Annotated in this window: 21 protein-coding genes and 1 pseudogene; 15 read left to right on the forward strand and 7 right to left on the reverse strand. The window is 72.5% G+C overall.

Annotated features, from left to right (window positions below):
* From ACIBTS_RS38735 to ACIBTS_RS38755, 5 genes and pseudogenes are all read left to right on the forward strand, one after another.
* Window positions 1–102 (forward strand): annotated as a pseudogene (locus tag ACIBTS_RS38735) (sugar ABC transporter substrate-binding protein); the annotation flags it as partial.
* Window positions 103–151: 49 nt separating this feature from the next.
* On the forward strand, window positions 152–1,795 hold the full coding sequence (locus ACIBTS_RS38740) for a sugar ABC transporter ATP-binding protein (protein ID WP_399325354.1): 1,644 nt from the start codon (window positions 152–154) through the stop codon (window positions 1,793–1,795).
* 2 nt (window positions 1,796–1,797) lie between these two features.
* On the forward strand, window positions 1,798–2,838 hold the full coding sequence (locus tag ACIBTS_RS38745; RefSeq protein WP_399325355.1) for an ABC transporter permease: 1,041 nt from the start codon (window positions 1,798–1,800) through the stop codon (window positions 2,836–2,838).
* Between the two features lie 20 nt (window positions 2,839–2,858).
* On the forward strand, window positions 2,859–3,560 hold the full coding sequence (locus ACIBTS_RS38750) for a FadR/GntR family transcriptional regulator (protein ID WP_399325356.1): 702 nt from the start codon (window positions 2,859–2,861) through the stop codon (window positions 3,558–3,560).
* Between the two features lie 360 nt (window positions 3,561–3,920).
* The gene (locus ACIBTS_RS38755; protein ID WP_399325357.1) at window positions 3,921–5,126 is read left to right on the forward strand and encodes an MFS transporter; all 1,206 of its coding nucleotides are present in this window, start codon (window positions 3,921–3,923) and stop codon (window positions 5,124–5,126) included.
* Window positions 5,127–5,206: 80 nt separating this feature from the next.
* On the opposite strand, the gene ACIBTS_RS38760 is transcribed toward ACIBTS_RS38755, so the two are convergent.
* Window positions 5,207–5,686, reverse strand: a complete 480-nt coding sequence (locus ACIBTS_RS38760; protein ID WP_399325358.1) for an NUDIX hydrolase — start codon at window positions 5,684–5,686, stop codon at window positions 5,207–5,209.
* Between the two features lie 74 nt (window positions 5,687–5,760).
* The gene (gene lnt, locus ACIBTS_RS38765; RefSeq protein ID WP_399325359.1) at window positions 5,761–7,392 is read right to left on the reverse strand and encodes an apolipoprotein N-acyltransferase; all 1,632 of its coding nucleotides are present in this window, start codon (window positions 7,390–7,392) and stop codon (window positions 5,761–5,763) included.
* 279 nt (window positions 7,393–7,671) lie between these two features.
* On the opposite strand from lnt, the gene ACIBTS_RS38770 reads away from it, so the two are divergent.
* Window positions 7,672–8,751, forward strand: a complete 1,080-nt coding sequence (locus ACIBTS_RS38770; protein WP_399325360.1) for an O-antigen ligase family protein — start codon at window positions 7,672–7,674, stop codon at window positions 8,749–8,751.
* Between the two features lie 47 nt (window positions 8,752–8,798).
* Here the strand turns inward: ACIBTS_RS38770 and ACIBTS_RS38775 are convergent, their stop codons facing one another.
* Both ACIBTS_RS38775 and ACIBTS_RS38780 read right to left on the reverse strand, forming a co-directional pair.
* Complete coding sequence (locus ACIBTS_RS38775) at window positions 8,799–9,374, reverse strand: hypothetical protein (protein WP_399325361.1); 576 nt, start codon at window positions 9,372–9,374, stop codon at window positions 8,799–8,801.
* A 106-nt stretch (window positions 9,375–9,480) separates the two neighbouring features.
* Complete coding sequence (locus ACIBTS_RS38780) at window positions 9,481–10,266, reverse strand: glutamate racemase (protein WP_399325362.1); 786 nt, start codon at window positions 10,264–10,266, stop codon at window positions 9,481–9,483.
* A 57-nt stretch (window positions 10,267–10,323) separates the two neighbouring features.
* Between ACIBTS_RS38780 and ACIBTS_RS38785 the strand changes: the two genes are divergently transcribed.
* Window positions 10,324–11,499, forward strand: coding sequence for a glycosyltransferase (locus ACIBTS_RS38785; RefSeq protein ID WP_399325363.1), 1,176 nt, complete (start codon window positions 10,324–10,326; stop codon window positions 11,497–11,499).
* A 15-nt stretch (window positions 11,500–11,514) separates the two neighbouring features.
* Here the strand turns inward: ACIBTS_RS38785 and ACIBTS_RS38790 are convergent, their stop codons facing one another.
* Window positions 11,515–12,801, reverse strand: a complete 1,287-nt coding sequence (locus ACIBTS_RS38790) for a TerD family protein (protein WP_399325424.1) — start codon at window positions 12,799–12,801, stop codon at window positions 11,515–11,517.
* A 311-nt stretch (window positions 12,802–13,112) separates the two neighbouring features.
* Here ACIBTS_RS38790 and ACIBTS_RS38795 point away from each other — a divergent pair, with 311 nt between their 5' ends.
* The 4 genes from ACIBTS_RS38795 to ACIBTS_RS38810 all read left to right on the forward strand — a co-directional run bounded on the left by ACIBTS_RS38795 (window position 13,113) and on the right by ACIBTS_RS38810 (window position 17,798).
* Complete coding sequence (locus ACIBTS_RS38795; protein ID WP_399325364.1) at window positions 13,113–13,550, forward strand: DUF6643 family protein; 438 nt, start codon at window positions 13,113–13,115, stop codon at window positions 13,548–13,550.
* Between the two features lie 45 nt (window positions 13,551–13,595).
* On the forward strand, window positions 13,596–14,420 hold the full coding sequence (locus ACIBTS_RS38800; RefSeq protein WP_399325365.1) for an MOSC domain-containing protein: 825 nt from the start codon (window positions 13,596–13,598) through the stop codon (window positions 14,418–14,420).
* 216 nt (window positions 14,421–14,636) lie between these two features.
* Window positions 14,637–15,242, forward strand: a complete 606-nt coding sequence (locus tag ACIBTS_RS38805; RefSeq protein ID WP_399325366.1) for a hypothetical protein — start codon at window positions 14,637–14,639, stop codon at window positions 15,240–15,242.
* Between the two features lie 108 nt (window positions 15,243–15,350).
* Entirely contained in the window at window positions 15,351–17,798 is a 2,448-nt protein-coding gene (locus ACIBTS_RS38810) for a right-handed parallel beta-helix repeat-containing protein (RefSeq protein ID WP_399325367.1), read from the forward strand.
* A 32-nt stretch (window positions 17,799–17,830) separates the two neighbouring features.
* Here ACIBTS_RS38810 and ACIBTS_RS38815 read toward each other — a convergent pair whose 3' ends face one another.
* Window positions 17,831–20,440 carry a hypothetical protein gene (locus ACIBTS_RS38815; protein ID WP_399325368.1) on the reverse strand — a complete coding sequence of 870 codons (2,610 nt, stop codon included), beginning with the start codon at window positions 20,438–20,440 and terminating at the stop codon, window positions 17,831–17,833.
* Window positions 20,441–20,722: 282 nt separating this feature from the next.
* Between ACIBTS_RS38815 and ACIBTS_RS38820 the strand changes: the two genes are divergently transcribed.
* Window positions 20,723–21,553 carry a DeoR/GlpR family DNA-binding transcription regulator gene (locus ACIBTS_RS38820; protein ID WP_079664332.1) on the forward strand — a complete coding sequence of 277 codons (831 nt, stop codon included), beginning with the start codon at window positions 20,723–20,725 and terminating at the stop codon, window positions 21,551–21,553.
* 56 nt (window positions 21,554–21,609) lie between these two features.
* A complete protein-coding gene (locus ACIBTS_RS38825; protein ID WP_399325369.1) occupies window positions 21,610–22,080 on the forward strand; it encodes an SRPBCC family protein in 471 nt (156 codons plus the stop codon).
* A 36-nt stretch (window positions 22,081–22,116) separates the two neighbouring features.
* Here the strand turns inward: ACIBTS_RS38825 and ACIBTS_RS38830 are convergent, their stop codons facing one another.
* Window positions 22,117–23,241 carry a PLP-dependent cysteine synthase family protein gene (locus ACIBTS_RS38830; RefSeq protein WP_399325425.1) on the reverse strand — a complete coding sequence of 375 codons (1,125 nt, stop codon included), beginning with the start codon at window positions 23,239–23,241 and terminating at the stop codon, window positions 22,117–22,119.
* Window positions 23,242–23,606: 365 nt separating this feature from the next.
* Here ACIBTS_RS38830 and ACIBTS_RS38835 point away from each other — a divergent pair, with 365 nt between their 5' ends.
* Both ACIBTS_RS38835 and ACIBTS_RS38840 read left to right on the forward strand, forming a co-directional pair.
* The gene (locus tag ACIBTS_RS38835) at window positions 23,607–23,930 is read left to right on the forward strand and encodes a hypothetical protein (RefSeq protein WP_319336014.1); all 324 of its coding nucleotides are present in this window, start codon (window positions 23,607–23,609) and stop codon (window positions 23,928–23,930) included.
* Between the two features lie 216 nt (window positions 23,931–24,146).
* Window positions 24,147–24,686 (forward strand): ATP-binding protein, encoded by a 540-nt coding sequence (locus ACIBTS_RS38840; protein ID WP_399325370.1) that lies wholly within the window; start codon window positions 24,147–24,149, stop codon window positions 24,684–24,686.
* The last annotated feature ends 13 nt before the right edge of the window (window positions 24,687–24,699 follow it).

Below are 24,699 nucleotides of genomic sequence, written 5' to 3' on the forward strand. Positions count from 1 at the left end.
ATCAAGATCCCGAACGGCCTGGAGGACCAGCTGCCCGCCCCGCTGGTCACCAAGGACAACGTGGACGACAAGACCCTGTGGGGCAACAACGTCGGGAAGTGACCGACCGGCCCGCCGACTGCGCCCGCATCCCTGGAAGGACGGTATCCCCATGGCGGACACCGCGATCGCGCCCCGGCCGGCGGACGGCGCTGCCGACCCCACCCCGGTGGCCGAGGCCGTCGGGGTCGGCAAGAGGTTCGGCGCCACCGTGGCGCTGCGCGACGCCCGTATCGCCGTCGCCCCCGGCGAGTCGCACGCGCTGGTGGGTCGCAACGGCGCCGGCAAGTCGACGCTCGTGTCCCTGCTGACCGGACTGCGCCGACCCGACGCCGGCACGCTGCGCTTCAACGGCGAACCCGCGCCGCCCGTCGGCGACATCGACGCCTGGCGCTCCCGCGTCGCCTGCGTCTACCAACGCTCCACGATCATCGGTGACCTGACCGTCGCCGAGAACCTCTTCCTCAACCGGCAGAGCGCGAGCCCGCTCCAGCCCATCCGCTGGAAGCGGTTGCGCCTCCGGGCCGAGGAACTCCTCGGCGAGTACGGCGTGGACGTCGACGTCCACGCCCGAGCTCGTGAACTCACCGTGGAACAGCGTCAGTTCGTGGAGATCGCCCGCGCCCTGTCGTTCGGCGCGCGCTTCATCATCCTCGACGAGCCGACCGCGAAGCTCGACGCCCGTGGCATCGGCAGACTCTTCGACAAACTGCGCGACCTCCAGGGTCAGGGCGTCGCCTTCCTCTACATCTCGCACCACCTGCAAGAGGTGTACGACCTCTGCACCACGGTCACCGTCTACCGCGACGCGACCCACATCCTTACCGCGCCCGTGGCCGAGGTCGATCACCAGGCCCTGGTGGAGGCCATGACCGGGGAGACGACCGCCACCGCCGCCGGCGCCCCGGCGGACGACGGCCGGGCCGCCGGGCAGGAGGGACCGAACAGATCGGACGAGCGTCCCGAGCTGCTGGTGATCGAGGGCCTCACGCTGCCCGGGGCCTGCCACGGTCTGTCCCTGTCGGTCCGCTCGGGCGAGGTGGTCGGGCTGGCGGGAGCCGCGGCCAGCGGCAATGTGCGGGTGGGTGAGGCCGTCGCCGGTCTGCACCGCGCCGAGGAGGGCCGGATCGCGGTCGGCGGCCGTGCCGTACGCACCGGCAGCGTTCCGGCGGCGCTGGCCGCGGGCGTCGGGCTGGTCCCGGAGGACCGGCATCTCCAGGGCCTGGTCAACAACCGCAGTGTGGCGGAGAACGCGACGCTCACCGTCACCGGCCAACTGGGCCCGTTCGGCACGGTGTTGCCCGCCAGGACCAGGGTCTTCGCCCAGCGCATGATCCGGGACCTCGACATCAAGACACCGGGGGCGGCCACCCCGGTCTCCGCGCTGTCCGGCGGCAACCAGCAGAAGGTCGTCGTCGCCCGCGCCCTGGCCACCGACCCGCGTGTCCTGGTCGCCGTCCGGCCCACCAACGGGGTGGACGTCAAGTCCAAGGAGTTCCTGCTGCGCCGCATCCGCGAGGTCGCGGACGGCGGGAAGGCCGCACTGATCGTCTCCGACGAGTTGGACGACCTGCGGGTGTGCGACCGGGTCGTGGTGATGTTCCACGGCCGCGCGGTCGCCGAGTTCTCCGCCGGCTGGCGGGACGAGCAGGTGGTCGCCGCCATGGAGGGCGTCGCGGACAGGACCGACCCACCCGGCGCCGGCGCGGCCCCCGACACCGACGAGGCTCCCGACACCGACGAGGACGAAAGGTAGTCATGTCCGCCACCACTGATGTCACCGACCCCGCAGCGGGCGTGGCGCAGAAGCCCGCCAAGGACGCCGGGCGCGGCCTCGACCTCGGCCGGTTCCGTGAACTGTCCCTGATCCCGGCGATCCTGGTCCTGATGGTGATCGGGTTCATCGTCTCGCCGGCCTTCCTCACCTCCGACAACCTCATCGGCGTGGCCCAGCAGTCCACCGAGCTGAGCCTGCTCGTCCTCGCCACCGCGCTGATCCTGATCTCCGGGCGGATGGACCTGTCCCTGGAGTCCACCATCGGCGTCGCTCCGGTCATCGCCGTGTGGCTCGTGCTGCCCACGAGCGGCGCCCGGTTCACGGGCCTCGGGCTGCTCCCCGAGTGGACGGCCGTCCCGCTGTGTCTGCTGGTGGGCATGGTGATCGGCGCGGTCAACGGCTTCCTCATCCTGAAACTGCGGCTCAACGGCTTCATCGTCACGCTCGGCATGCTGACGATGCTGCGCGGACTGCAGGTCGCTCTCTCCGAGGGCCAGTCCATCGTCGAACTGCCCTCCTCCTTCACCTACCTGGGCAAGGCGTCCTGGTGGGGGGCGCCCGCGGCGATCTGGATCTGTGTGCTGCTGTTCGCTCTCGGCAGCTCCGCGCTGGCCTGGCTGCGACACGGACGGGCGCTGTACGCGATCGGCGGCAATCCGGAGGCGGCGCGCACCGCGGGCATCCGGGTCGACCGGATCGTCTGGGTCGTCCTCATCCTCGGCAGCCTGCTGGCCGCGTTCGCCGGCATCCTCTACAGCGGTCACTACGGTTCCATCTCCGCCACCCAGGGCAGCGGCTGGATCTTCCAGGTCTTCGCCGCGACCGTCATCGGCGGGGTCAGCCTCAACGGCGGCAAGGGCTCCGTCTTCGGCGCCCTCACCGGCGTACTCACCCTCCAACTGGTCGTCAACGTCATGACGCTGGCGGGCGTGCCACCGCTGTGGAACCAGTTCCTCAACGGCGCGATCATCATCGTCGCGCTGGTCATCTCCCGCTTCGCCTCCGGCGAGAAGCAGGAGTAGCCGCACAGAGAGGCACGCTCGTGGCACTGACGGACGAGGCCATGGACAAGATCAAGGCGATGATCGTCGCGGGCGACCTCGCACCGGGTTCCCGCCTGCCCAGGGAGGACCTCCTCGCCGGGCAGCTCGGCCTGTCCCGCAGCTCGCTGCGCGAGGCGGTGCGGGCGCTGACCGCGATGCGGATCCTGGTCACCCGGCAGGGGGACGGCACCTACGTGTCGAGCCTGGAGCCCCATCTGCTGCTGGAGGCGCTCTCCTTCGCCTCGGACGTCTCCCAGGGGCAGACGGCACTGCAACTGCTCCAGGTGCGCAGGCTGTTGGAGCCGCAGGCGACCGGGCTGGCCGCCGCGCTGCTCGCACCCGATGACCTCGACGAGTTGGCCGCCGTCCTACGCCGGTCCCGGGCCGCCGCGACGGTCGAGGAGTTCGTCGGTCACGACATCGCGTTCCATCTGCGGATCGTCGAGGCCGTCGGCAATCCGGTGCTGTCGATGCTGCTGCGCGTGCTCTCCACCCGCACCCAGCGGGTCCGGATCGTCCGCGGCACCCGGACCGAGCGGGCCGTGGAGCACGCGCACCGCGAGCACGACGAGATCCTGCGCGCGCTGCGGGCGCGGGACGCCCCGTTGGCCGTCTCGACCGCGACGGTCCATATCGCGGCTGTGGAGCAGTGGTTGGCGGCCGACCTCGTCGACGATCCTCTTTGCGCACTCGACGGCTGACCGGACGGGACTTCGCGGGTGAAGTCCGGGGATTCGCTTGGCCGTTCCGTGACGGGCCTGTGTGGATGTTGTAGTAGCCGGTCATCGGCGGCGGCCGACGTTCGAAGTGCGGCCCGTCCCGGAGTTGCTCGTCCACGAGCCGCTCGTACTGCCCACGGTGGATCAGCCGCGGGCGCAGGTGCAGGTGGTGGCCGGGGCACCGGACGAGGCGGGCGGGCGGCCGGTCACCGTGTGGGCCCGCCCGACCGACGCCACGAACCCCACAGCCCCCACGGACCGACACCCACCCCGTCCGACCCCTGCGCTCGAGCCGAACGTACGCTCGGTACCGGCCGGATCGCAGTCACGGGAGAGGGACGCATGCCGAGTGGACTCGTAGCACTGGCACTCGGCGGTTTCGGCATCGGTCTGACCGAGTTCCTCATCGCCGGCCTGCTGCCGCAGGTGGCGTCGAGTTTCGCGGTGTCCGAGGCGGCCGCGGGCTGGCTGATCTCCGGGTACGCCCTGAGCGTCGCGGTCGGGGCGATCGCGCTCACCGCGGCGACCGCGCGGCTGCCCCGCAAGCAGATCCTGGTCGGCCTGGTGGCGTTGTTCGTCGTCGGCAATCTGTTGTCCGCCCTGGCGCCCAACTATCCGGTGATGCTGCTCGGGCGGATCGTCGCGGCGTTGTGCCACGGTTCGTTCTTCGGTATCGGCTCGCTGGTCGCCCGCAGTCTGGTCGCGCCGGAGAGGAAGTCCCGCGCGGTGGCGGTCATGTTCGCCGGGCTGACGGTGGCGAACGTGCTGGGCGTGCCCTTCGGCGCGCTGGTCGGTGAGCGCTGGGGCTGGAGAGCGGCGTTCTGGGCGGTCACTGCGATCGGCGTGCTCGCGCTGGCGGGCATCGCCGCCCTCGTACCCGCCGGCGCGGGAGATGCTCGGCCGCGGACGGTGCCGGGCGGCTCGGACCCGGTGCCCCCCAACGGCCTGCGGGCCCAGTTCCGCGCGTTCAGGTCCTGGCAGGTGTGGCTGACCCTGACGGCCACCGCGCTCGGCTACGGCGGGATGTTCGGTGCGTTCAGCTACATCGCCTACACGTTCACCGAGGTCGGCGGCTTCTCCCCGGGCGATGTCGCCTGGCTGCTGATGGTGTACGGCCTCGGCCTGGTCGTCGGGAACGTGGTCGGCGGGCGTGCGGCCGACCGTGACCGTGACCGCGCCCTGGTCCTCGCCCTGCTCGGACTCGCCGTCACCCTGGCCGTGTTCGGTCTGCTGGCCGGCAGCGCCGTCGCGTCGGTGATATTGGTGTTCCTGATGGGGCTGTTCGGGTTCGCCGGCGTACCCGGCCTGATCACCCGTGTCACCGACTTCGCCCACGGCGCGGCCCTGGCCGCCAGCGCCAACGTCTCGGCGTCCAACATCGGCAACGCGCTCGGCGCATGGCTCGGGGGCCTGGCCATCACCGCGGGCCTCGGCTACACCGCGCCGCTCTACGTCGGCTCCGGCATCGTCCTGGTCTCCGTCGCCGTCATGGCCGTGGCCGCCCACCGGGCCAGGACGCCCGCCCAGGAGCCCGCCCCCCACGGGTGAGCCGACGCGGCGTCGCCGCCGTATCGCGCGTCGCCGTGGCGGGGCGCTCCAGGGTGCGCCGTGTGCGGTCAGCCCGTACTTCAGGCAGAAGGCGTGGTCTCGAACCACGTGGGTTCGTCGGAGAGCGCCTGCTTGATGCGGAACAGCTGTTCCTCGTGCATGGGCGGCAGGGCGTCCACCGCGAACCAGCCCACCGCGACGGACTCGTCGTCGTTGACCCGTGCCTCACCGCCGACGGCCCGGCAGCGCAGCGTGACGTCCATGAACTGGCACTTGTCGCCGTTCGGGTACTCCAGCTGCCGTCCCGCTCGGACGAGGACGACCCGCTCGGGGACGCAGCGCACGCCTGCCTCCTCGTACACCTCCCGTACGGCGCAGTCGGCGGGCTGCTCCCCCGGGTCCGGGATACCGTTGATCACGGTCCACTGATGGTTGTCCGCGCGCTGCCCGAGCAGCACCCGGCCCTCCTCGTCGAAGACGACGGCGCTGACGCCGGGTAGCCACAGCAGCTGGCGGCCCGCGGAGGTCCGGATCTCGGTGATGAAGTCAGGAGTCGGCATGGGCCGACCCTACCGGGGCGTCCTGAACCCGGGCGTGCTGACCGGTTCGTCGTCCGTCCTTTGTCAGTCTGCTGTCAGTCCGCGGTCCGTCGTCGTCGGGTCGTCGCGCTCCGTCGGGCCCGCAGCCCGGCGCCGATCGCCCACCCCAGGCCGCCCGCGGCGACGAGCACCAGGGCGATCTCGGGCAGGATGCCCAGCTTCGTCGCCGGCGTCTCCGAGGAGCGCAGGGGCACCTTCTGCACCAGCGAGTCCGCGACGAACATGCCGGTCTTCTGGGTGATCCTGCCGTCCGGCATGATGATCGCGCTGACGCCGCTGGTCACGGGCACCGTGACGGTCCGGCTGTGCTCGACGGCACGGACGCGGGACATGGCGAGCTGCTGGTAGGTCATCTCGCTGCGGTCGAAGGTCGCGTTGTTGCTGGGCACGGAGATCATCTGCGCGCCGTGGGTGACCGTGTCGCGCACGGCCCAGTCGAAGGCCGCCTCGTAGCAGGTGGCGAGGCCGACCTTGGCGCCGTCCATGTCGAACACACCCGGCTTGCCGCCCCGGCTGAAGTCCTGGCGGACCATGGAGGTCCAGTTCTTGTTGATGGCGCCGATGAAGGAACGCAGCGGAAGGTACTCGCCGAACGGCTGGATCTGCCGCTTGTCGTACGTCTGGGTGGGTCCCTTCACCGGGTCCCACAGGATCTGCTCGTTGTAGAGCTTGCCGTCCCGCCCGACGACCCCGCCGACCGAGATGGGCGCGCCGATCGCCTTGGCCGCGTTGTCGATCACGACGGCGGCATCGGCGTAGGCGAAGGGGTCGATGTCGGAGGAGTTCTCGGGCCACAGCACGAAGTCGGGCTGCGGGACCTTGCCCGCCTTGACCTCGGCGGCCAGGCGTTCCGTCTCGCGCGCATGGTAGTCGAGGACGGCCCGGCGCTGGGCGTTGAACTCCAGGCCGAGACGGGGCACGTTGCCCTGGATGAGGGCGACCGTCGCGGTGCCGTCCTGCGCCTTGTCGCTCACCAGCGCGCGTGCGGCGACGGCTCCGACGACCGGAACGGCCACGCTGAGCAGCGCCACGGCAGCGGCCGACCGCCGCACCTCACCTGTGTCGCGGCGCTCCAGGACGAGGCGCACGACCTCGTACAGGCCGAAACCGCACACGACGACCGCGAAGCCGAGGACGGGAGTGCCGCCCAGTGCGGCGAGGGGCAGGAAGACGCCGTCCGCCTGACCGAAGGCGATCTTGCCCCAGGGGAACCCGCGGAAGGGCACACGCGCGCGTGCCGCCTCGCCGGCGATCCAGAGCGCGGCCGCCCACACCGGCCAGGCCGGCAGCTTCGACACGGCGGCGACGCCCACGCCGACCAACGCGACGAAGACCGCCTCGATCGCCACCAGGGCGAGCCACGGACCGGGGCCGACCTCGACGCCGGTCCACACCAGGAGCGGCAGTAGAAAGCCCAGCCCGAAGAGGTAGCCGAGGCCGAACGCGGCCTTCCAGCTGCGCCCGCGCAGGACCCAGCCGAAGCCGGCGAAGGCCGGCAGCGCCAGCCACCACAGGGTGCGCGGCGGGAAACTGACGTAGAGCAGCACTCCGGAGAGCGCCGCGGCGGCGGCCGGGACGAGGCGCAGGAGCCGCGCGCCGCGCGAGGGCGGCGCGATCTGGGGTTCCAGCTGGTCCGGCTGGCCCACGGGAGGTGCGGTGACGGTCACTCGGGGAGTGTACGGCGGGTGGCCTTTCGGCCGACAGCACGGTCCGCGGAGCGGGCCGGTGGGCTACGGCACGCCCCGGCCGTCGCCCCGCGCCCCGGACGGCGCTCGATCACCGCACGAACCGGCGCACATCCCGGCGCAAGTCATCCACAAACCGCCCAACAGCCGTTACGGTGTGGCAGAGCTCCGGTCGTTCAGGCGTTCGGGGTCCGTCACGGTTCAGGTCCGTCACGGTCGGGGGGCGACCGGGTTCGGGGGGACGGGGTGGGTTCCACGGGGATGACGTCTGCGCCCGGCACGGACGCGGACGGAGAGAGACGAAACGTTTCCGATGCGGCGGGGGTGGCCGTGTTCGGGGCCTGCGCCATCTGGTCCCTGATCACGGCCGCCGTGCACGGCGGCCGCCCCGAGGGCGTCCTGCTCGCGGTGCTGGCGCTGGCCGCCGGCTATGCGGCGGGCCGGATCTTCGGGGTGCTGCTGCCGGTCGCCGCGCCCTGCGCCGGGGCGCTGGCGGGGCTCGCCGTGACAGTGGCCCTGCCCCGGCTCGCGCCGGGTCCCGAGATCGTCGAGCCACTGGGCCACGCCGGTGCCACCGCCGCGCTGCTCACCCTGTCGGCCGGCGCCGCGTGCTGCGCCGGCCGGGCCACCCCGCTGCCCGCGCTGCGGTACGCACTGTGGCTGCTCGCCGGGGTGATCGCGGTCACCGGGGCTCTCCTGGGCTCGACCACGGCCGTGGTGACCTGTGGCGCGGTGCTGCTGTGCTCGCTGGCCGCCGGCCGGCTGCGCCGCAGGGGACCGGGCCTGCTGGCGTTGGCCGGCGCCGCCTCCCTGGTGACGGGCCTGACCTGGGCGATCGCCGCGGACGCCCTGCCCGCCGGTCTCACCGACGCCCTGCGCGACCGACTGACACCTCGCCGGGTCGACCTCTGGCACGACGCCCTGGTCATGGCCCGCCACGGGGCCGGACTCGGCGTGGGTCCCGGGCGCTTCGGAGAGCTGAGCACGACGGCGGGGCAGTCGCCCCTGTCCGACGGCAAGCCCCATTCCGCGCCGCTGCAGCTGGCGGCGGAGCAGGGCCTCGTCGGAATGCTGTTGCTCGCCGCGTGCTTCTGCTGGGTACTGTTCGCCCTGTGGCGCGCACCGCGCCCCACGCCGGTCGTCCTCACGGCGGGTGCCGCGCTCACGGCCCTCGCGGGCGTCGCCGCGATCGGCAACGCGCTGAGCTTCACCACGGTGTCGGTCGGCGCGGGGCTGCTGGCGGGCCTGGCCACGGCCCGACCGCTCACCGAGGAGGCCGCGGCGCCCGAGGCGGCGGCGTACGAGAGGAACCTACGGCACGACGACCGCCCGACTGTCTGACAGCGCCGCGACCCGGAGTGGCACGCCGGACGGCTGTCGGAGGGACGTCAGTGTGCCGCGCCCGCGGCGCCCGTCCGCAGCCGGGCCCTGATGACGCGTACGGCGGACTCCGCGTCGTCCACGGTGATCGTGAACGTATGACCGTCCCACAGCCGCAGCACGACGCCCTCGCCACGGCGTACGACGACGGCGGTGCCCTTCTCCGGTCGCCAGCGGTAGCCCCAGCCGCCCCAGTGGCGCGGGGTGACGAGCGGTTCGAAGTCGGCGCCGGCGACATGGGCCAGCGGGATGCGGCGGCGCGGCAGGCCGATGTGACCGCACCGTACTTCGAGGGACTCCTTGTCGAGCTTCAGGTCGACGTGGACGAAGGCGAGGGTGCCGAAGAGGACCAGCAACCCGGCGGCGATGCAGCCGACGACGGCCATGGCGAGCGGGGCGATGCCGGACGTCCACGCCGAATCGACGGCGAGCTCGATGCCGAGCGCCATACAGGCGGCGCCGACGAGCGCGAGCAGCCATTGGAACCGGTTGGTGGCCCGCCCGGTCCAGATGTCGGGGTGTGGGGCGTCACGATGCGCGACGTCGGGAAGCGGAGTGCTCTCGTCTTGGGGGTGGTCCCTCATATGCATGAGGTTACTCAGGTTTCGCTGCGCCGGTAGCACGTTGCGCACAGTGACTGCTCCGCCGGGGCGGCGAGCCGGCCGAGGGACGGCGTCGGCCGCCCGTCGGTCACTGCGCGGGGCTGACGGCCTGGAGCAGACGGCCTTCCGTGTAGGCCAGGGCGGGGGCCGGGAGACCGCCCTGGCGGCCGCTGAGGATGACGGTCACCGTGCCCAGGGCTGTCGCCTCGGGTGCGGGGCGCGCCCCGATCCGGCGCAATGCCTGGGCCGCCACGGCGCCGGCCGAACCGTGCAGGACGAGCGGCGGGCGCCCGGGGCGCTGCACGGCGGCACGGATGCGGTCGGCGACCAGTTCGTAATGGGTGCAGCCCAGGACGACGGTCGTCACCTCGTCGGGGGTGAGCGCGGCCGCCGCGGCGACCGCGGCGTCGATCGCCGTCTCGTCGGCGTGCTCCACGGCCTCGGCCAGTCCCCAGCAGGGCACCTCGGTGACCGGGACCCCGTCGGCGAAGTCCTGGATGAGGCCCCTCTGGTAGGGGCTGCCGGTGGTGGCGGGGGTGGCCCAGATCGCGACGGGACCGCCGCCGGCCGCGGCCGGCTTGATCGCCGGGACGGTCCCGATGACCGGGATGCCGGGTTCGAGACGGGCGCGCAGGGCGGTCAGGGCGTGCACGGTCGCCGTGTTGCAGCCGACGATGAGTGCCTCGGGCCGGTGCGCGGCGGCGGCGACGGCCACGGCCACGGCACGCTCGGTGAGGTCCTGCGGGGTGCGCGGGCCCCAGGGCATGCCGTCGGGGTCGAGGGAGAGCACGAGATCGGCGTCGGGCCGCAGACGCCGTACCGCGGCGGTGGCCGCCAGCAGACCGATTCCGGAGTCCATGAGCGCGATCTTCACCCGGCCACCATAGACGATGTGCTCTTGGCGCCCGGCCGGGTGGGGCAGACTGCGCGCGTGAGCGCCATCGAGTGGATCGCCGCCCTGTCCCTGGCCGCCTGGCTGTGGCTGCTGCTCTGCCAGGGCTTCTTCTGGCGCACGGATGTGCGACTGCCGGCTCGGGGAGAACCGGAGCGGTGGCCGTCGGTCGGTGTCGTCGTCCCCGCGCGCGACGAGGCGGCGGTACTGCCCGCCAGCCTGCCCTCGCTGCTCGCACAGCAGTATCCGGGGCGGGCCGAGATCTTCCTCGTCGACGACGGCAGCTCGGACGGCACGGGCGAACTGGCGCACGGTCTCGCCAGGCGACTCGGCGGGCTCCCGCTGACGGTGGACTCGCCGGGTGAGCCGCCCGCGGGCTGGACCGGGAAGCTGTGGGCGGTGCGGCACGGGATCGCGCTGGCACGCGCGCGTGAGCCGGAGTACCTCCTCCTGACGGACGCCGACATCGCGCACGCGCCCGACAGCCTGCGGGAGTTGGTGGCGGCGGCGCGCACCGGGGGTTTCGACGTCGTCTCCCAGATGGCCCGGCTGCGGGTGGAGAGCCGGTGGGAGCGGCTGGTGGTACCGGCCTTCGTCTACTTCTTCGCGCAGCTCTACCCCTTCCGCCGGATCGGCCGGCGCGGGGCGCGCACGGCGGCCGCGGCGGGCGGCTGCGTCCTGCTGCGCGCCGAGGCCGCCGAGCGGGCCCGGATCCCGGACGCCATCCGGCACGCCGTCATCGACGACGTGGCGCTCGCGCGCGCGGTGAAGGCCGGGGGCGGTCATGTCTGGCTGGGGCTGGCCGACCGTGTGGACAGCGTGCGCCCGTACCCGAGGCTGCACGACCTGTGGCGAATGGTGTCGCGCAGCGCCTATGCGCAACTGCGTCACAACCCGTTTGTGCTGGCGGGTACGGTGCTCGGCCTCGCCCTGGTGTACCTGGCGCCACCGCTCGCCCTGCTCACCGGGCTCGCCGTCGGCAGTACGGCCGCGGCGTTGCTCGGCGGGCTGGCGTGGCTGGTGATGACGGGAACGTACGTCCCGATGCTGCGTTACTACGGTCAGCCGCTGTGGCTCGCTCCTCTGTTGCCGTTCACCGCGTTCCTCTACCTCCTGATGACGGTGGATTCCGCGGTGCAGCACTACCGGGGGCGCGGTGCGGCCTGGAAGGGCCGCACCTACGCACGTCCGGACGCCGTGACCGACGAGGGCTGAACCCTGGGTGGGGCCCTACTTGCGACCCGGCGTCCAGTTCATGCCCCACCCGTAGGCGTGGTCGACGGTCCGCTGCGGGCTCACCCCGCGCTCGGGAACCAGGTAGCGGGCCTCGCGCTGGACGACGAGGTCGCCGCCGTGGTTGGTGATCAGTGCGAGCGCGCACACGGTCGAGGGGACCGTGCACTCGTCCAGGGAGAAGTCGATCGCGGCGCCGAACTGCGGTCGCAGGGTGACCGTGGCGTGCAGGTCGGCGAAGGAACGGGCGCCCTCGTAGATGGTCACGAAGACGAGGATGCGCCGGAAGTCGTTCTTGTGGTCGAGGTTGACGGTCAGGTTCTCGCCGCTCGCCACCGCGCCGGTGCGGTCGTCGCCGTCGAGGTGGATGTAGGGCGGCTGGTGCAGGGCGCCGAAGGCGTTGCCGAGGGCCTGGACCACGCCCTTGCGGCCGTCGGCGAGTTCGTACAGGGCGCACAGGTCGAGGTCGAGGTCGTTGTGCAGGGCCATCGCCCGCCCGCGTTTGCTGCCCCACCCCGAGAACTGCTTGCGCGTCTCCCAGTTGAGGTTCACGTGCAGGGCGCCCGAAGTGCCACCCTGCTTGGTCAGGGAGACCGACGGGGCGGCCTTGGTGAGCGTCACCTTGGTCAACCGGACCGGCGCGGCGGGCGGCGCCGACGGCGGGGGCGGGGCCTGGTGGGCGGGCGGGGGAACCGTGGCCGGGAAAGCGGGCGTGGCCGGCGGCGGAGGGGGCGGGGACTGCGGCGTCGGGGCGGCGGTGTGCTGCGGCTCGTCCACGGTGATCCCGAAGTCCGTGGCCAGGCCTTCGAGGCCGCTGTCGTAGCCCTGTCCGACGGCGCGGAACTTCCAGGCGCCCTGGCGGCGGTAGAACTCGCCCAGCACGAAGGCCGTTTCGACGGTGGCACCGGAACTGTCGAACCGCGCCACGACGGTGCCCGCGGCCGCGTCCCGTACCTCGATGTAGAGGTCCGGGACCCGGCCGAAGGAGCCACCGTCCGTCGAAGCGGCCAGGACCACGGTCTCCATCGTGGGCTCCACGCGCGCGAGGTCGACGAGAAGGGTGTCCGTGACGCGGCCCGCGGCGTCGCGCTTGCCCTCGTGGCAAACCGCCCCGGAGGAGTGGGCCGGCTGGTTGTAGAACACGAAGTCGGCGTCGGAACGGACCTTTCCACCCACGAGGAGCAGCGCCGACGCGTCCGCGTCCGGAACGCCCGGTCCCGAGCGCCAGCCCAGTTCGACTCGCAGTGCCGTGGTCGGCACCGGGGCATTGGACCCCTTCGACATTGACATGCACGTCCCCCTTGTGTGTCGGTGCGCCCAGGGGGCACGCCCGGCACCCCTCGGGTTGTCTACCCGGCCAACCTATTGCGCGGGACAGCGAACTCCCATCCGGAGCGCAGGATCAGCGTCGGCCGAACGTCGGCCGACCCGCCGGTAACCCGCTCGGAACTCGGCCTTTACGCGATCCACAGACAGTCTGCCGTCCCCTTTTTCCAACTTCGCTCCCATTAGGTATCCGAGGCCGCTACCGACACGGAAAACAACCCTCTTATCGGTCTCCCCAACCAGCACATCGTGGGCTTAACTTATGTGCCATGACCTCCCCCCGCTCCACCTATGGCGGCGGCTACTACGCCTCCTTCCCGGACACTCCGATCTACGACTCGCTCGTGGCCGAGCGGGGGACCCCGCAGATCGCCCCGATCCGGGTCCCCGCCGCGTACGACATGGGCAGCAGCAACCTGCCCGCGTTGCCGTCGGCACTGCCCGCCCTCCCGGCGGGCCCGTCCCAAGCGTCCTACGGCTACCCGCAGACGCAGCAGCCCGCTCCGCTGCAGCAGGCCCCGGCGGCGTACATCCCGCCGCAGGCCGCCGCGCCGCGCGGCTATCCCGGGCCCCAGGCGCAGCAGCAGCCGCGCCCTGCGGGTTACGGCATGGGCTACGAGGCGATGCGCCCGGCCGCGCCCCGGCCCGCCGCGCCTCAGTACCAGGACCCGTACAACCAGCAGCAGCAGTACCGCGGCGGCTACTGAGTCGCCCCGCCCCGGGTTGTCGGTGCCACCTGGCAGGATGACCGCATGGGGAATGCGGAGCTGCTGTCGATACACGTCCATCCGGTCAAGGCGTTCCGGGGCCAGGCGCCCCGGGAAGCCGTCGTGGAGCCCTGGGGGCTGGCCGGTGACCGACGCTGGACGCTGATCGACGACGGGGGAAAGGTCGTCACACAACGCCAGCAGCCGCGCCTCGCGCTGGCCGCCGCCGAGCTTCTGCCCGGCGGCCGCGTACGTCTGTCCGCGCCCGGTCTGGAGCCGCTGGCCGTGCGGGTGCCCGAGCCGGTGAGCACGGTGTCGGTGGAGATCTTCGGCGACAAGGTGGTGGGGGTCCCCGCCGACGCCGCCGCACACGCCTGGTGCAGCGCCCATCTCGGCGCCGACGTACGGCTGGTGCACATGGACGACCCGGCGACCCGCAGGCCGGTCGATCCCGAGTACGCGCTGCCCGGCGAGACCGTGTCGTTCGCCGACGGATATCCGCTGCTGGTCACCACGACCGCCTCCCTCGACGCCCTCAACTCCCTGATCGCGCAGGGTGGGCACGCCGGGGAGGGGCCGCTGCCGATGAACCGTTTCCGGCCGAACCTGGTCGTGGCGGGCACCGGCCCCTGGGCCGAGGACGGCTGGTCGCGCCTCACCGTCGGCGAGGTCGAGTTCCGCGTCGCCAAGTCCTGCGGACGGTGTGTCGTGACCACCACCGACCAGAGCACTTCCGGGCGCGGCAAGGAGCCGCTGTCCACCCTCGGCCGGCACCGGCGCATCGACGGCAAGCTCGTCTTCGGACAGAACCTGGTGCCCCTCTCCCGGGGCACGGTCAGGGTCGGCGACGCGGTGCGCGTCATCGCGTAGTGATCGCGCAGTCATCGCGCAGTGATCGCAGGGTTCCTGACTCGGTCAGGGCCGGGGCGATCCGTGGGAACCCCCGCCCGGTCCCGGAGCGTTGGCACTGCGTGAGAAGTTCATGAGAGGTCCCGAGCCCTGGTGATTTCGCTCTCTCTTTCACCGGGCTCGCGCGTGAACGGCTCCGACGGGAGTTATCACGGAGGGGGAAGGGGGGTGCGGACGGTGGGAGCGATCCGCGGAATCTGGCACTGGCGACACAACCCGCTGCGCCGTGCGACGGACCTGGCCGAGGCCTGGCTGGCCCTCTCGGCCCTCCTTCTGATCCTTCTCGTTGCGCCCGTGGTGGGTTCCGTCGTCGGGGCGGTCGCACAAGGCGTCCTGCAGCAGGCGGTCCGCGAGCAGCGCGTGTCCCGCCACGAGGTCACGGCCACCGTGGTGCGCAAGGTGGACGGCTCGCCCCTGGACGTGGACCCCGAGACGGTCACCGGCCGGGACGCCCGTACGCGGGTCGTCGCGGACTGGACCGCGCCGGACGGCACCACGCGGCACGGCACGGTCCTGGCGGGCCTCAAGACCCCGCACAGCGGCGACCACTTCGAGATATGGACCGACGGCCACGGCCGGCTGGCGGCCCGCCCGCTGGACTCCGCCACGGCGACGACGCACGCCGTGCTCGCCGGTTTCGGCGCGGCCCTGCTCACCGCGGGCCTCGTCGAGGGCGGCCGACGGCTGATCGTCTGGCGCATGGTCCGCCGCCGGTACGCCCGTTGGGATCAGGCCTGGGACCGGGCGGGCCCGGACTGGGGCCGCACCGGCACCGGCAGCTGACGGCCTTCCGTCTCTGGTCAACCCACCACCCGCGCGCACGCTACGGTGGTCCGGCCGAAGCATTTCGGCATCAACCCGCGTACCACGAGGTGGGGGCACAGCAACGCCATGGCACAGGGCACGGTCCAGGTGACGCACACCGGCACATCGAGGTGGCGGCGCCGCACGGGTGAGTACGCATCGCTCGCCGCCGCCCTGGAGGCCGCGGCCGAGGGGGATGTCCTCACCATCGCTCCCGGCACCTACCGGGAGAACCTCGTGGTGCAGCGGTCGGTGACGCTGCGCGGCCCCGAGGGCTCCCCCGGCTCCGTGCGTCTCGCGCCCGTGGACGGGGTGCCGCTGACCGTGCGGGCCTCGGCGGTGGTGCAGGACCTGCATGTGGAGGGCCAGGACGCGGCGGCGCCCGCGGTGCTCGTCGAGGAAGGCACACCGGAGCTGCTGGACCTGCGGATCGTCACCCGCTCCGCCGCGGGCATCGAGGTGCGCGGCAGCGCCCGTCCGACAGTGCGGCGGTGCACGGTGGACAACCCGGCGGGCATCGGCATCGCCGTGGTCGACGGCGGCGGCGGTGTCTTCGAGGAGTGCGAGGTCGTCGCGGCGGGTCAGGCCGGCGTCGCGGTGCGCGGGGGCGCCCACCCCCGGCTGGAGCGCTGCCGGGTGCACCACACCTCGGGCGCGGGACTCAGCGCGACCGGCGACAACTCGGCGCTGGAGGCGGTGGGTTGCGAGGTGTATGAGGTCAGGGGCAGCGGTGTGCAGATCACCGCCCGGGCCACCGCGCACCTCACCGACTGCGATGTGCACCGCACGACCGCCGACGGCGTCACCCTCGACACGGACGCCGTGCTCACCCTCGCCGACTGCCGTATCCACGACATCCCGGAGAACGCGGTCGACCTGCGTTCCCGTTCCGTCCTGACGCTGACCCGCACGACGGTGCGTCAGTTCGGGCGCAACGGTCTTTCGGTGTGGGACCCGGGCACGCGCGTGGACGCCAACCAGTGCGAGATCTTCGACAGCACCGGCGACTACCCGGCCGTCTGGGTCAGCGACGGCGCCACCGCGGTCCTCGACTCCTGCCGGGTGCACGACGTGCCGGACGCGCTGTTCGTCCTCGACCGCGGCTCGCGCGCGGACGTCGTCGACAGCGACCTCTTCCAGGTCCGCAACACGGCCGTGTCGGTGAGCGACGGCGCGACCGCCCAGCTCGACGACTGCCGGATCCGGGACGCGGCGACCGGCGCGTGGTTCCGTGACCACGGCAGCGGCGGCACCCTCAACAACTGCACGGTGGACAGCACGCAGACCGGCGTGATCGTCACCAAGGGCGCCGACCCCACCGTCGAGCGCTGCACGGTCGACTCCCCCGCCGAGGCCGGGTTCTATGTGTCGGCCGGCGGTCGCGGCAGCTTCCTGAACTGCCGGGTGACCAACAGCGGCGGCTACGGCTTCCACGTGATAGACGGCAGTCGTACGACGCTGCGCAAGTGCCGTACGGAGCGCTGCGCGCGCGGTGGCTACGAGTTCGCGGACGCCGGGGCGGACGCCACGCCCGGTTCCGGTCCCGTGGTCGAGGACTGCACCAGCGACGAGAGCGCGGGCGTACGGACGCCGATGGCCACGGCGGCGCCGGAGACGGCCGTGCAGACGACCGCCCAGTCGCCCGGTCTGCTCGGGATGATCCCCGAGCAGCGCGTCACCGAGGTGGAGCCGCGGCAGGCCGCAGCCGAACCACAGGCGTCGGTGCGGACCTCCAAGGACGTGCTCGGCGAACTGGACACGCTGGTGGGCCTGGAGAGCGTCAAGCGGGAGGTGCGGGCCCTCATCGACATGATCGAGGTGGGCCGTCGCCGGCAGCAGGCCGGGCTCAAGGCGGCCTCCGTCAAGCGCCACCTGGTCTTCACCGGCTCCCCCGGCACCGGCAAGACGACGGTCGCGCGTCTCTACGGCGAGATCCTCGCCGCCCTCGACGTCCTGGAGAAGGGGCACCTCGTCGAGGTGTCCCGTGTCGACCTGGTCGGCGAGCACATCGGCTCGACGGCGATCCGCACCCAGGAGGCCTTCCAACGGGCGCACGGAGGTGTGCTGTTCATCGACGAGGCGTACGCGCTGTCGCCGGAGGACGCGGGGCGGGACTTCGGCAAGGAGGCCATCGACACGCTCGTGAAGCTGATGGAGGACCACCGGGACGCCGTGGTCGTGATCGTGGCGGGCTACACGGCCGAGATGGAGCGGTTCCTGTCGGTCAACCCCGGAGTGGCGTCCCGTTTCTCACGGACCATCACCTTCGGTGACTACGGCCCCGACGAACTGCTGCGGATCGTGGAGCAGCAGGCCGAGGAGCACGAGTACCGGCTCGGCCCGGGCACCGCGGACGCCCTGCTGAAGTACTTCACAGAGCTCCCCAAGGGCCCCGCCTTCGGCAACGGGCGTACCGCGCGGCAGACGTTCGAGGCGATGGTCGAGCGGCACGCGAGCCGGGTCGCCCAGGTGGCGGAGCCGAACAAGGACGACCTGACGCTGCTGTACGCGGAGGACCTGCCCGAGCTGCCCTGACCCGCTCCCACCGCGCACACCACTCACACCACTCACACCCGCTGCACGGGAACCTCCGGTCGTAGCCGTCCCAGCAGCAGCTCGCGCTCCTTCGCGAACGCCGGGTCGGCCTGGTAGTCGGAGTGGCCCAGGATGGGCGCGGGCAGTGGGTGAGCCGCGGTGCGGCCGTACGCCAGCGGGTCGGCGAGCGGTTCGCGGTCCACCTGGGGGCCGCAGTCGTCGCCGGAGAGCCGTACCGGGCCGCCGATGGGGTCGGTGAGCCGGTACAGGTTGCGCCAGCAGTCGATGTCCTCGTGCAGGGCGGCGAGCGCGGCCGGCCCGAAGTGCGCCGGGAACCAGCGCCCGTAGAGCCGCTCGATCGGGGAGCCGTAGGTGAGCAGGGCGACGCGTTTGCGGTCGGAGGGCCGCAGCTGCCAGGCCGCGGCGGCCGCGAGGACGCTGCCCTGGGAGTGGCCGGAGATGACGAGGCGGCCGCCCGTGGCGCGCGTCCAGGTGGCCATGCGCCAGGTCAGGTCGGGTACCGCGCGCTCGGCGTAGCAGGGCGGGGCGAAGGGGTGGGCGGCGCGCGGCCAGAAGGTGCCGACGTCCCAGAGGATGCCGATGGTGCGCCGCGCCGAGGGGTCCTTGTAGGCGCGCCGGCCCCAGGTGACGAAGAGGACGAAGCCGAGACCGATGAGCCAGGAGCCCACCGCCTGGGCGGTCTGGGCCGCCCCGTGCACGAAGGGCTGGGCCGTCTCCCCGGCCCGGGCCGGGGTCTTTCCGGTGCTGAAGGCGCCGACGATCGCGCCCGCGCCCAGGACCAGGGTCGCGGTGGAGGTGACGGCGACGAGCAGGGGCGCACGGTCGGTGAGAGTGGCCATGGCACGGGCGCGGGCGATACGACGGGTGCGGGCCGGGTCCCCGGGCTTCACCCCGTACTCCCGGATGACCTTGTCCTGCTCGGCCCGGGTCAGCAGCAAGGTCCGCCGGCCGAGCAGCCCGCACAGCACCAGCAGGACCGAGATCAGTACGGGGATCACGGACGCCTGCCAGGTCAACAGCACGGGCGGGCCGTCGAGGGAGGTCCCGGTGCCGTCCAGCCAGTCCGACACCCGCTGCGACACGCCGCCCGACATCACCCCGCCCAGAGCACAGGCCAACAAGGCGACAGCGGGCCCACCGAGCCCCCGCAGCGCACAACGATCCAGCCGCCCGACCGCGCCCACACCGTCCTCCGCCACGGATGCCGTGCCCGGAGCGACGCCGGCCCCACCCGGGCCACGAGCCCCGCTCCCTCCCACATCGGTGACGGCAACCCCGCCCACAGCACCCGCCACGGATGCCGTGCCCAGGGCATCGCCCGGACCGCCCGAGTCAGGCCCCCCGGCCCCTCCCGCGGCGGCGGCATCCCCGTTCAGCTCGTCCGGCCCGGCTGCCGCTCTCGGAGCGACGGCGCCCCTGCCCGAGTTCGTGGGCGCCGCGTCCCTCTTCCGGGGTGCGGTGGGGCCGGCGGCGTTGGCGGGCGGTGTGGGCTCCTGGGGGCAGTGGTGCAGGGTGCGGGCGACGACAGCGAGGGTGATGACCAGGGCGCCCTGGGCGAGGGCCAGGCCGCCGAAGGTCGCGTCGCCCGGGAGGCGGCCCCCGGACGTCCAGCCGGGGCGGTCCCACCCGGCGTACACCAGGGTGAGGGCGAGCAGGACGAGGGCGGCCAGCGGGAGACGATGGACGAGATGGGCGTCGAGGCGGCGGTCGAGGCGGTGCTCGCTGCGGCCCCGACGGCACACCACCCATACCGTGGCCAGGGCGCCCGCGACCAGGGACACCTCCAGCAGTCGGCCCAGCACGGCAAGGACGGCGGAGCCGCCAGGCCGACGGTCCTGGCGTGCGGCCGCCGTGCCGACCGCCGCGGCCACCGTCAGCAGTCCCGCCGCGGTGTGCGCCGCACGCAGCCGGGCCACCAGCCGGCGCCCGTACCAGAAGCCGGGCCGGCCGAGCGCGGTGTGACCGGGGCCGTTCTCGGGTTCCGGCGTGCGGTCGAGGGGTTCCTGGGACTCGTACGCCCGCCAGGTGCGGTGGGAGAGATACCAGAGGAGGCCGGTGAGGGCCGTCGGGACCAGGGCCGCGAGGGCGAGACGGCGGCCGGGCAGGCTCCACCAGCCGTCGTTCGAGACCGCCGGGGAGAGAAAGCCCAGCCAGGAGTGGCGCTCGGCGCAGGCGGGTGTGCCCGCGCACTGCCAGGCCGTCAGGTCGAGGGCGACCTCGCAGGCCGCGGCGACGAGCAGGACCGTCAGGCTCAGCGCCGCGAGCCGCACCAGCAGTCCGTAGAGACGCACCGCGCGGATGCGTTCCCGGGCGGCGGGGCGCATCCAGTGGGCGAGGTTGACGACCATGAACGGAAGCAGCAGCAGCCACAGGGCGCGGGTGCCGTTGCCGGAGGTGAGGTTGGACCAGACGTAGGCCTCGGGGACCGGCGCGTCGCGGCCGCGGTCGTCGCCGGGGCCGGTGTCCGCGGCCACGTCGTCGGCGCACCGGTAGACGGCCGCCGTGTCGTCGCCGGTGATCCGTACCGTGCGCGGATCGTTCAGCATCTTCTCGGGCGTGGCGCCACCCACACCGTGTACCAGGAGTTCCAGGGCCGTTCTGTCCGCAGAGGCACGTTCCACTGTTCGCACTTCCCCCGTGACACGCCTTCGACATGTGTCCGTGCGGGCATAAGGATCGCCGTTTCGCAGGCGTGATACACCTCCCGTCACGAAATCTCCGCGGACGGGGCGAGAAAACGCCGATGCCAGTCGTGGATGGCATGCACGCGTCGGGGTGGTGGCACAGCTGTGAGCAGGCCGTGCGAGGATGGGACGCCCGCACACCGGCGTCGGGGAGAATGTCCTCGTCGGAGCAGGTGAGCGGGCCTGTCGGACGGCTTGAGGGAAAGGACCGGAGCGTACGTGAGCGAGAATCAGAACCTCCTCGCGGAGCAGCGCCGCGCCCTGATCCTGGACGAGGTCCGGCGTCGCGGCGGCGTCCGTGTCAACGAGCTGACCCGCAAGCTCGGCGTGTCGGACATGACGGTGCGGCGCGATCTCGACGCGCTGGCCCGGCAGGGTGTCCTGGAGAAGGTGCACGGCGGCGCGGTGCCGATCGTGGAGGCGAGCACCCACGAGCCGGGCTTCGAGGCGAAGTCGGGCCTGGAGTTGACCGCCAAGGAGGACATCGCGAAGGCCGCGGCGCAGTTCGTCGCCCCGGGCAGTGCGATCGCGCTGTCGGGCGGTACGACGACGTACGCGCTGGCACATCACCTGGTGGACGTGCCCGATCTGACCGTGGTGACCAACTCGGTGCGGGTCGCCGACGTCTTCCACATGGCGCAGCGCACCTCGGGCCCGCGGCAGGGCGCCGCGACGGTCGTGCTGACCGGCGGGGTGCGCACGCCGTCCGACTCGCTGGTGGGTCCGGTCGCGGACCAGGCGATCGCGGCGCTCCACTTCGATGTGCTGTTCCTCGGCGTGCACGGGATATCGGCCGAGGCCGGTCTGTCGACGCCGAACCTCGCGGAGGCGGAGACCAACCGGCGCCTGGTGCAGTCGGCGCGCCGGGTCGTGGTGGTCGCCGACCACACCAAGTGGGGTGTGGTCGGCCTGAGTTCGTTCGCGGCGCTGGAGCAGGTCGACACGCTGGTGACGGACGCGGGGCTGCCGGGCGCGGCCCGCACGGAGATCTCCGAGCACCTGCGGCGGCTGGTCGTCGCGGGCGAGCCCGATGAGGGTACAGACATCTGAGAGGGCTGCGGATAGGGTGGCGCACCCGTTTTCCTCGCCATGAGGAGGTTGTGCGCATGGCTCACCGGTTGCGCTCCGAAGGGCTCGACTTCGTGGGGACCGCTCCCGTACGGCTGGTCTTCGCGCGGGAGGTCGCGGCCTCTCCCGAGCAGGTCTTCCGCGCGCTCGCCGAGGACGTGTCCGGCTGGGCCGAGTGGTTCCCGGGCGTGAACTCCATCCAGCCGCTGGACGGCGGTGCGGGGCGTGACGTACGGCTGGTGGGCGGCGGGCGCTTTCGCGAGACGGTCCTCGTGGCGAAGGAGCGGGAGGCGTACGCCTACCGCGTGGACGTCACCAACGCGCCGGGCCTGAGGGCGCTGGTCGAGGAGTGGCGGCTGGCGCCGGCCGGGACGGGGACGCGGGTGCAGTGGACGTTCGCGGCCGACGGCAACGGGGCGCTCCGGGCCGTCCTGCGGCTGGCCCGGGCGGGTCTGGGACGGTCCTTCCGGGACGCGGTGACGCGACTGGACCGGCGGCTCACCCCTTGAGAGGCGAGCCTTGACGGGTGCGCCTGCCGCTGTTCGTCACTCGGGCCATACGCCCGTGGCCAGCAGTGACTCGATCACGGCGGTGTACGGGGCGATGTCCAGGCCCTGCTCGGCGAGCCAGGCGTCGGAGTAGTACTTGTCGAGGTAGCGGTCGCCCGGGTCGCACAGCAGGGTGACCACGCTGCCCCGACGGCCGTCGGCGACCATCTCGGCGACGATCTTGAGCGCGCTCCACAGTCCGGTGCCCGTCGAGCCGCCCGCCTTGCGGCCGATGGCCTGCTCCAGGGCGCGTACGGCGGCGACGCTGGCCGCGTCGGGGACCTTCATCATCCGGTCGATGGCGCCGGGTACGAAGCTCGGTTCCATGCGTGGCCGGCCGATGCCCTCGATGCGCGAGCCGCAGTCATAGGTGACGTCCGGATCGCTGGTGGTCCAGCCCTCGAAGAAGCAGGAGTTCTCGGGGTCGGCGACGCAGATGCGGGTGTCGCGCTGGGTGTAGTGGACGTAGCGGGCGAGGGTCGCGGAGGTGCCGCCGGTGCCGGCCGTGGCCACGATCCAGGCGGGCACCGGGAACCGCTCCAACTCCAGTTGGCGGAAGATGGATTCGGCGATGTTGTTGTTTCCGCGCCAGTCCGTGGCCCGTTCCGCGTAGGTGAACTGGTCCATGTAGTGGCCCCCGCCGTCCGCCGCGAGGCGGGCCGACTCCTCGTACATCGTGCGCGGGTCGTCGACGAAGTGGCACTGGCCGCCGTGGAACTCGATCAGGCGGATCTTCTCGGCGCTCGTCGTACGTGGCATGACGGCGATGAAGGGCACGCCGATCAGCTTGGCGAAGTAGGCCTCGGAGACGGCGGTGGAACCGCTGGACGCCTCGATCACCGGGCGGCCCGGCCGGATCCAGCCGTTGCACAGGCCGTAGAGGAAGAGGGAGCGGGCGAGTCGGTGCTTGAGGCTGCCGGTGGGGTGGGTCGACTCGTCCTTGAGATACAGGTCGATGCCCCACCTCTCGGGCAGCGGGAAGCGCAGCAGATGCGTGTCGGCCGAACGGTTGGCGTCCGCCTGGACCTTGCGGACGGCTTCTTTCAGCCAGTCCCGGTAGGTGCTGTCGCTGTGGTCGACGTCGAGGGTGGCGCCGGTCCTGGTGTGGTGGAAGGTGGTCACGGCGGGGGCTCCTTCGGGCTTCGCGCCGACGGTGGTCCGCGCGGCCGACACCTCGATCATAAACACCTTCCACACGCTTCTCACCTGCATAAACACACCTTTGAGAGGCTCAAAGCCGGCCCTGGGGAGCGGGTGCGGGCGTTTGGGGGCGCATTCGCGCGAGTGCTCCGGGCGGGTCGCGCCGGGCCGTCGTGCGCACTGGTGCTCGACGCCGGGCGCGGGCAGACTGCACCGGGTCGGGCGAAGGTCCCGGGCGGGGGCGCACACTGGATCACGAGGACGAGTTCGATCACGACGCGGGCTGGATCACGCCCCACGCGGGTGCACGGTCCGGCTCGCCCTGGTGCACAAGGGGGCGGGGAGGCATGGCGGAGCCGGAGTTCACGGCCACGGGCGTGCGCATCGGGAAGCGGCTGCGCTCGCTCACCCGGGCCGGCCAGGTCCGGATCAGCGACGGCAGGCTGGAGTTGCTGACCAGCTACGGCAGCGAGATCGACAGCGCGCCGGTGCAGGCGGTCCGCGCCTCCAGGCCCTGGTTCGCCCCGGAGGACCGGGCGCTGGCCGACGTCAACGGCACGCGGTACCTGCTGACCCTGGGCGAGCACGACCCGGCGCCGGGCGAGGCGGGGCCGCCCGCGGCGCGCCGCTTCATCGAGGCCGTGCGCAGGGCGGCGGGGCGCGGCGGCTGAGCCGACGCAGAGGGGCGGCCCGGGTCGGTGGCCGGATCACCGCGAGTTGCGGCACCGCGACCGCTGCGTCACTCTGGTCTCACGTCACTCTGGGTATACCGGCGATAACGCTGCGAACCAGCCCGCCGGCCACGACAGCAGGCGGCCGCCTTGCGCAGACGCCCTGCTCGATCCGAACTCCGTGTTCTTCCGGACCTCAGTCGGGGAGTCGCAGCCGTGATCACCAACCCAAGCAGGCACTGCACGGTGGAGCTTCAGGCCCTGCCGTCGCGGATCGGCCAGGTCCGCAGAATCGTATCGGCGCAGTTGCGCTACTGGCATCTGGATCCGCTGATCGACCGGGCCGCGCTCGGTGTGACCGAGCTGTTGACCAACGTCCACCTGCACGCCCAGCCCGACAAGGTGTGCGTCGTGGAGCTGGAGCTGCTGTCCGACCGGCTCACCGTCTCCGTGCGCGACCACGATCCGCGGCTGCCGGTCGTGGGTGAGATGAAGGACGCCGCGGCCCTCGACACGTGCGGGCGCGGGCTCGCCATGGTGGCTGCGGTGAGCGAGAGCTGGGGCGCCCGGCCGGACGGCGAGTCGGGCAAGGTCGTGTGGTTCACGCTGCCGACGCCCGTCACCGTGCGCGAGTTGGCGGCGCGTCCGCCGCGCCGCACGCCCCGGGAGCAGGTCTCGCCCCGGTTCACCGAGGTGGTCGCCGTCGACGAGCTGCGGCCCGCACACGCTCCCGCCCGGTCGGCCGTCGTCGGCTGACCGGGCGGTGACC

It is taken from the genome of Streptomyces sp. NPDC050121 (assembly GCF_044460385.1).
Classification (GTDB): Bacteria; Actinomycetota; Actinomycetes; order Streptomycetales; family Streptomycetaceae; genus Streptomyces; species Streptomyces soliscabiei.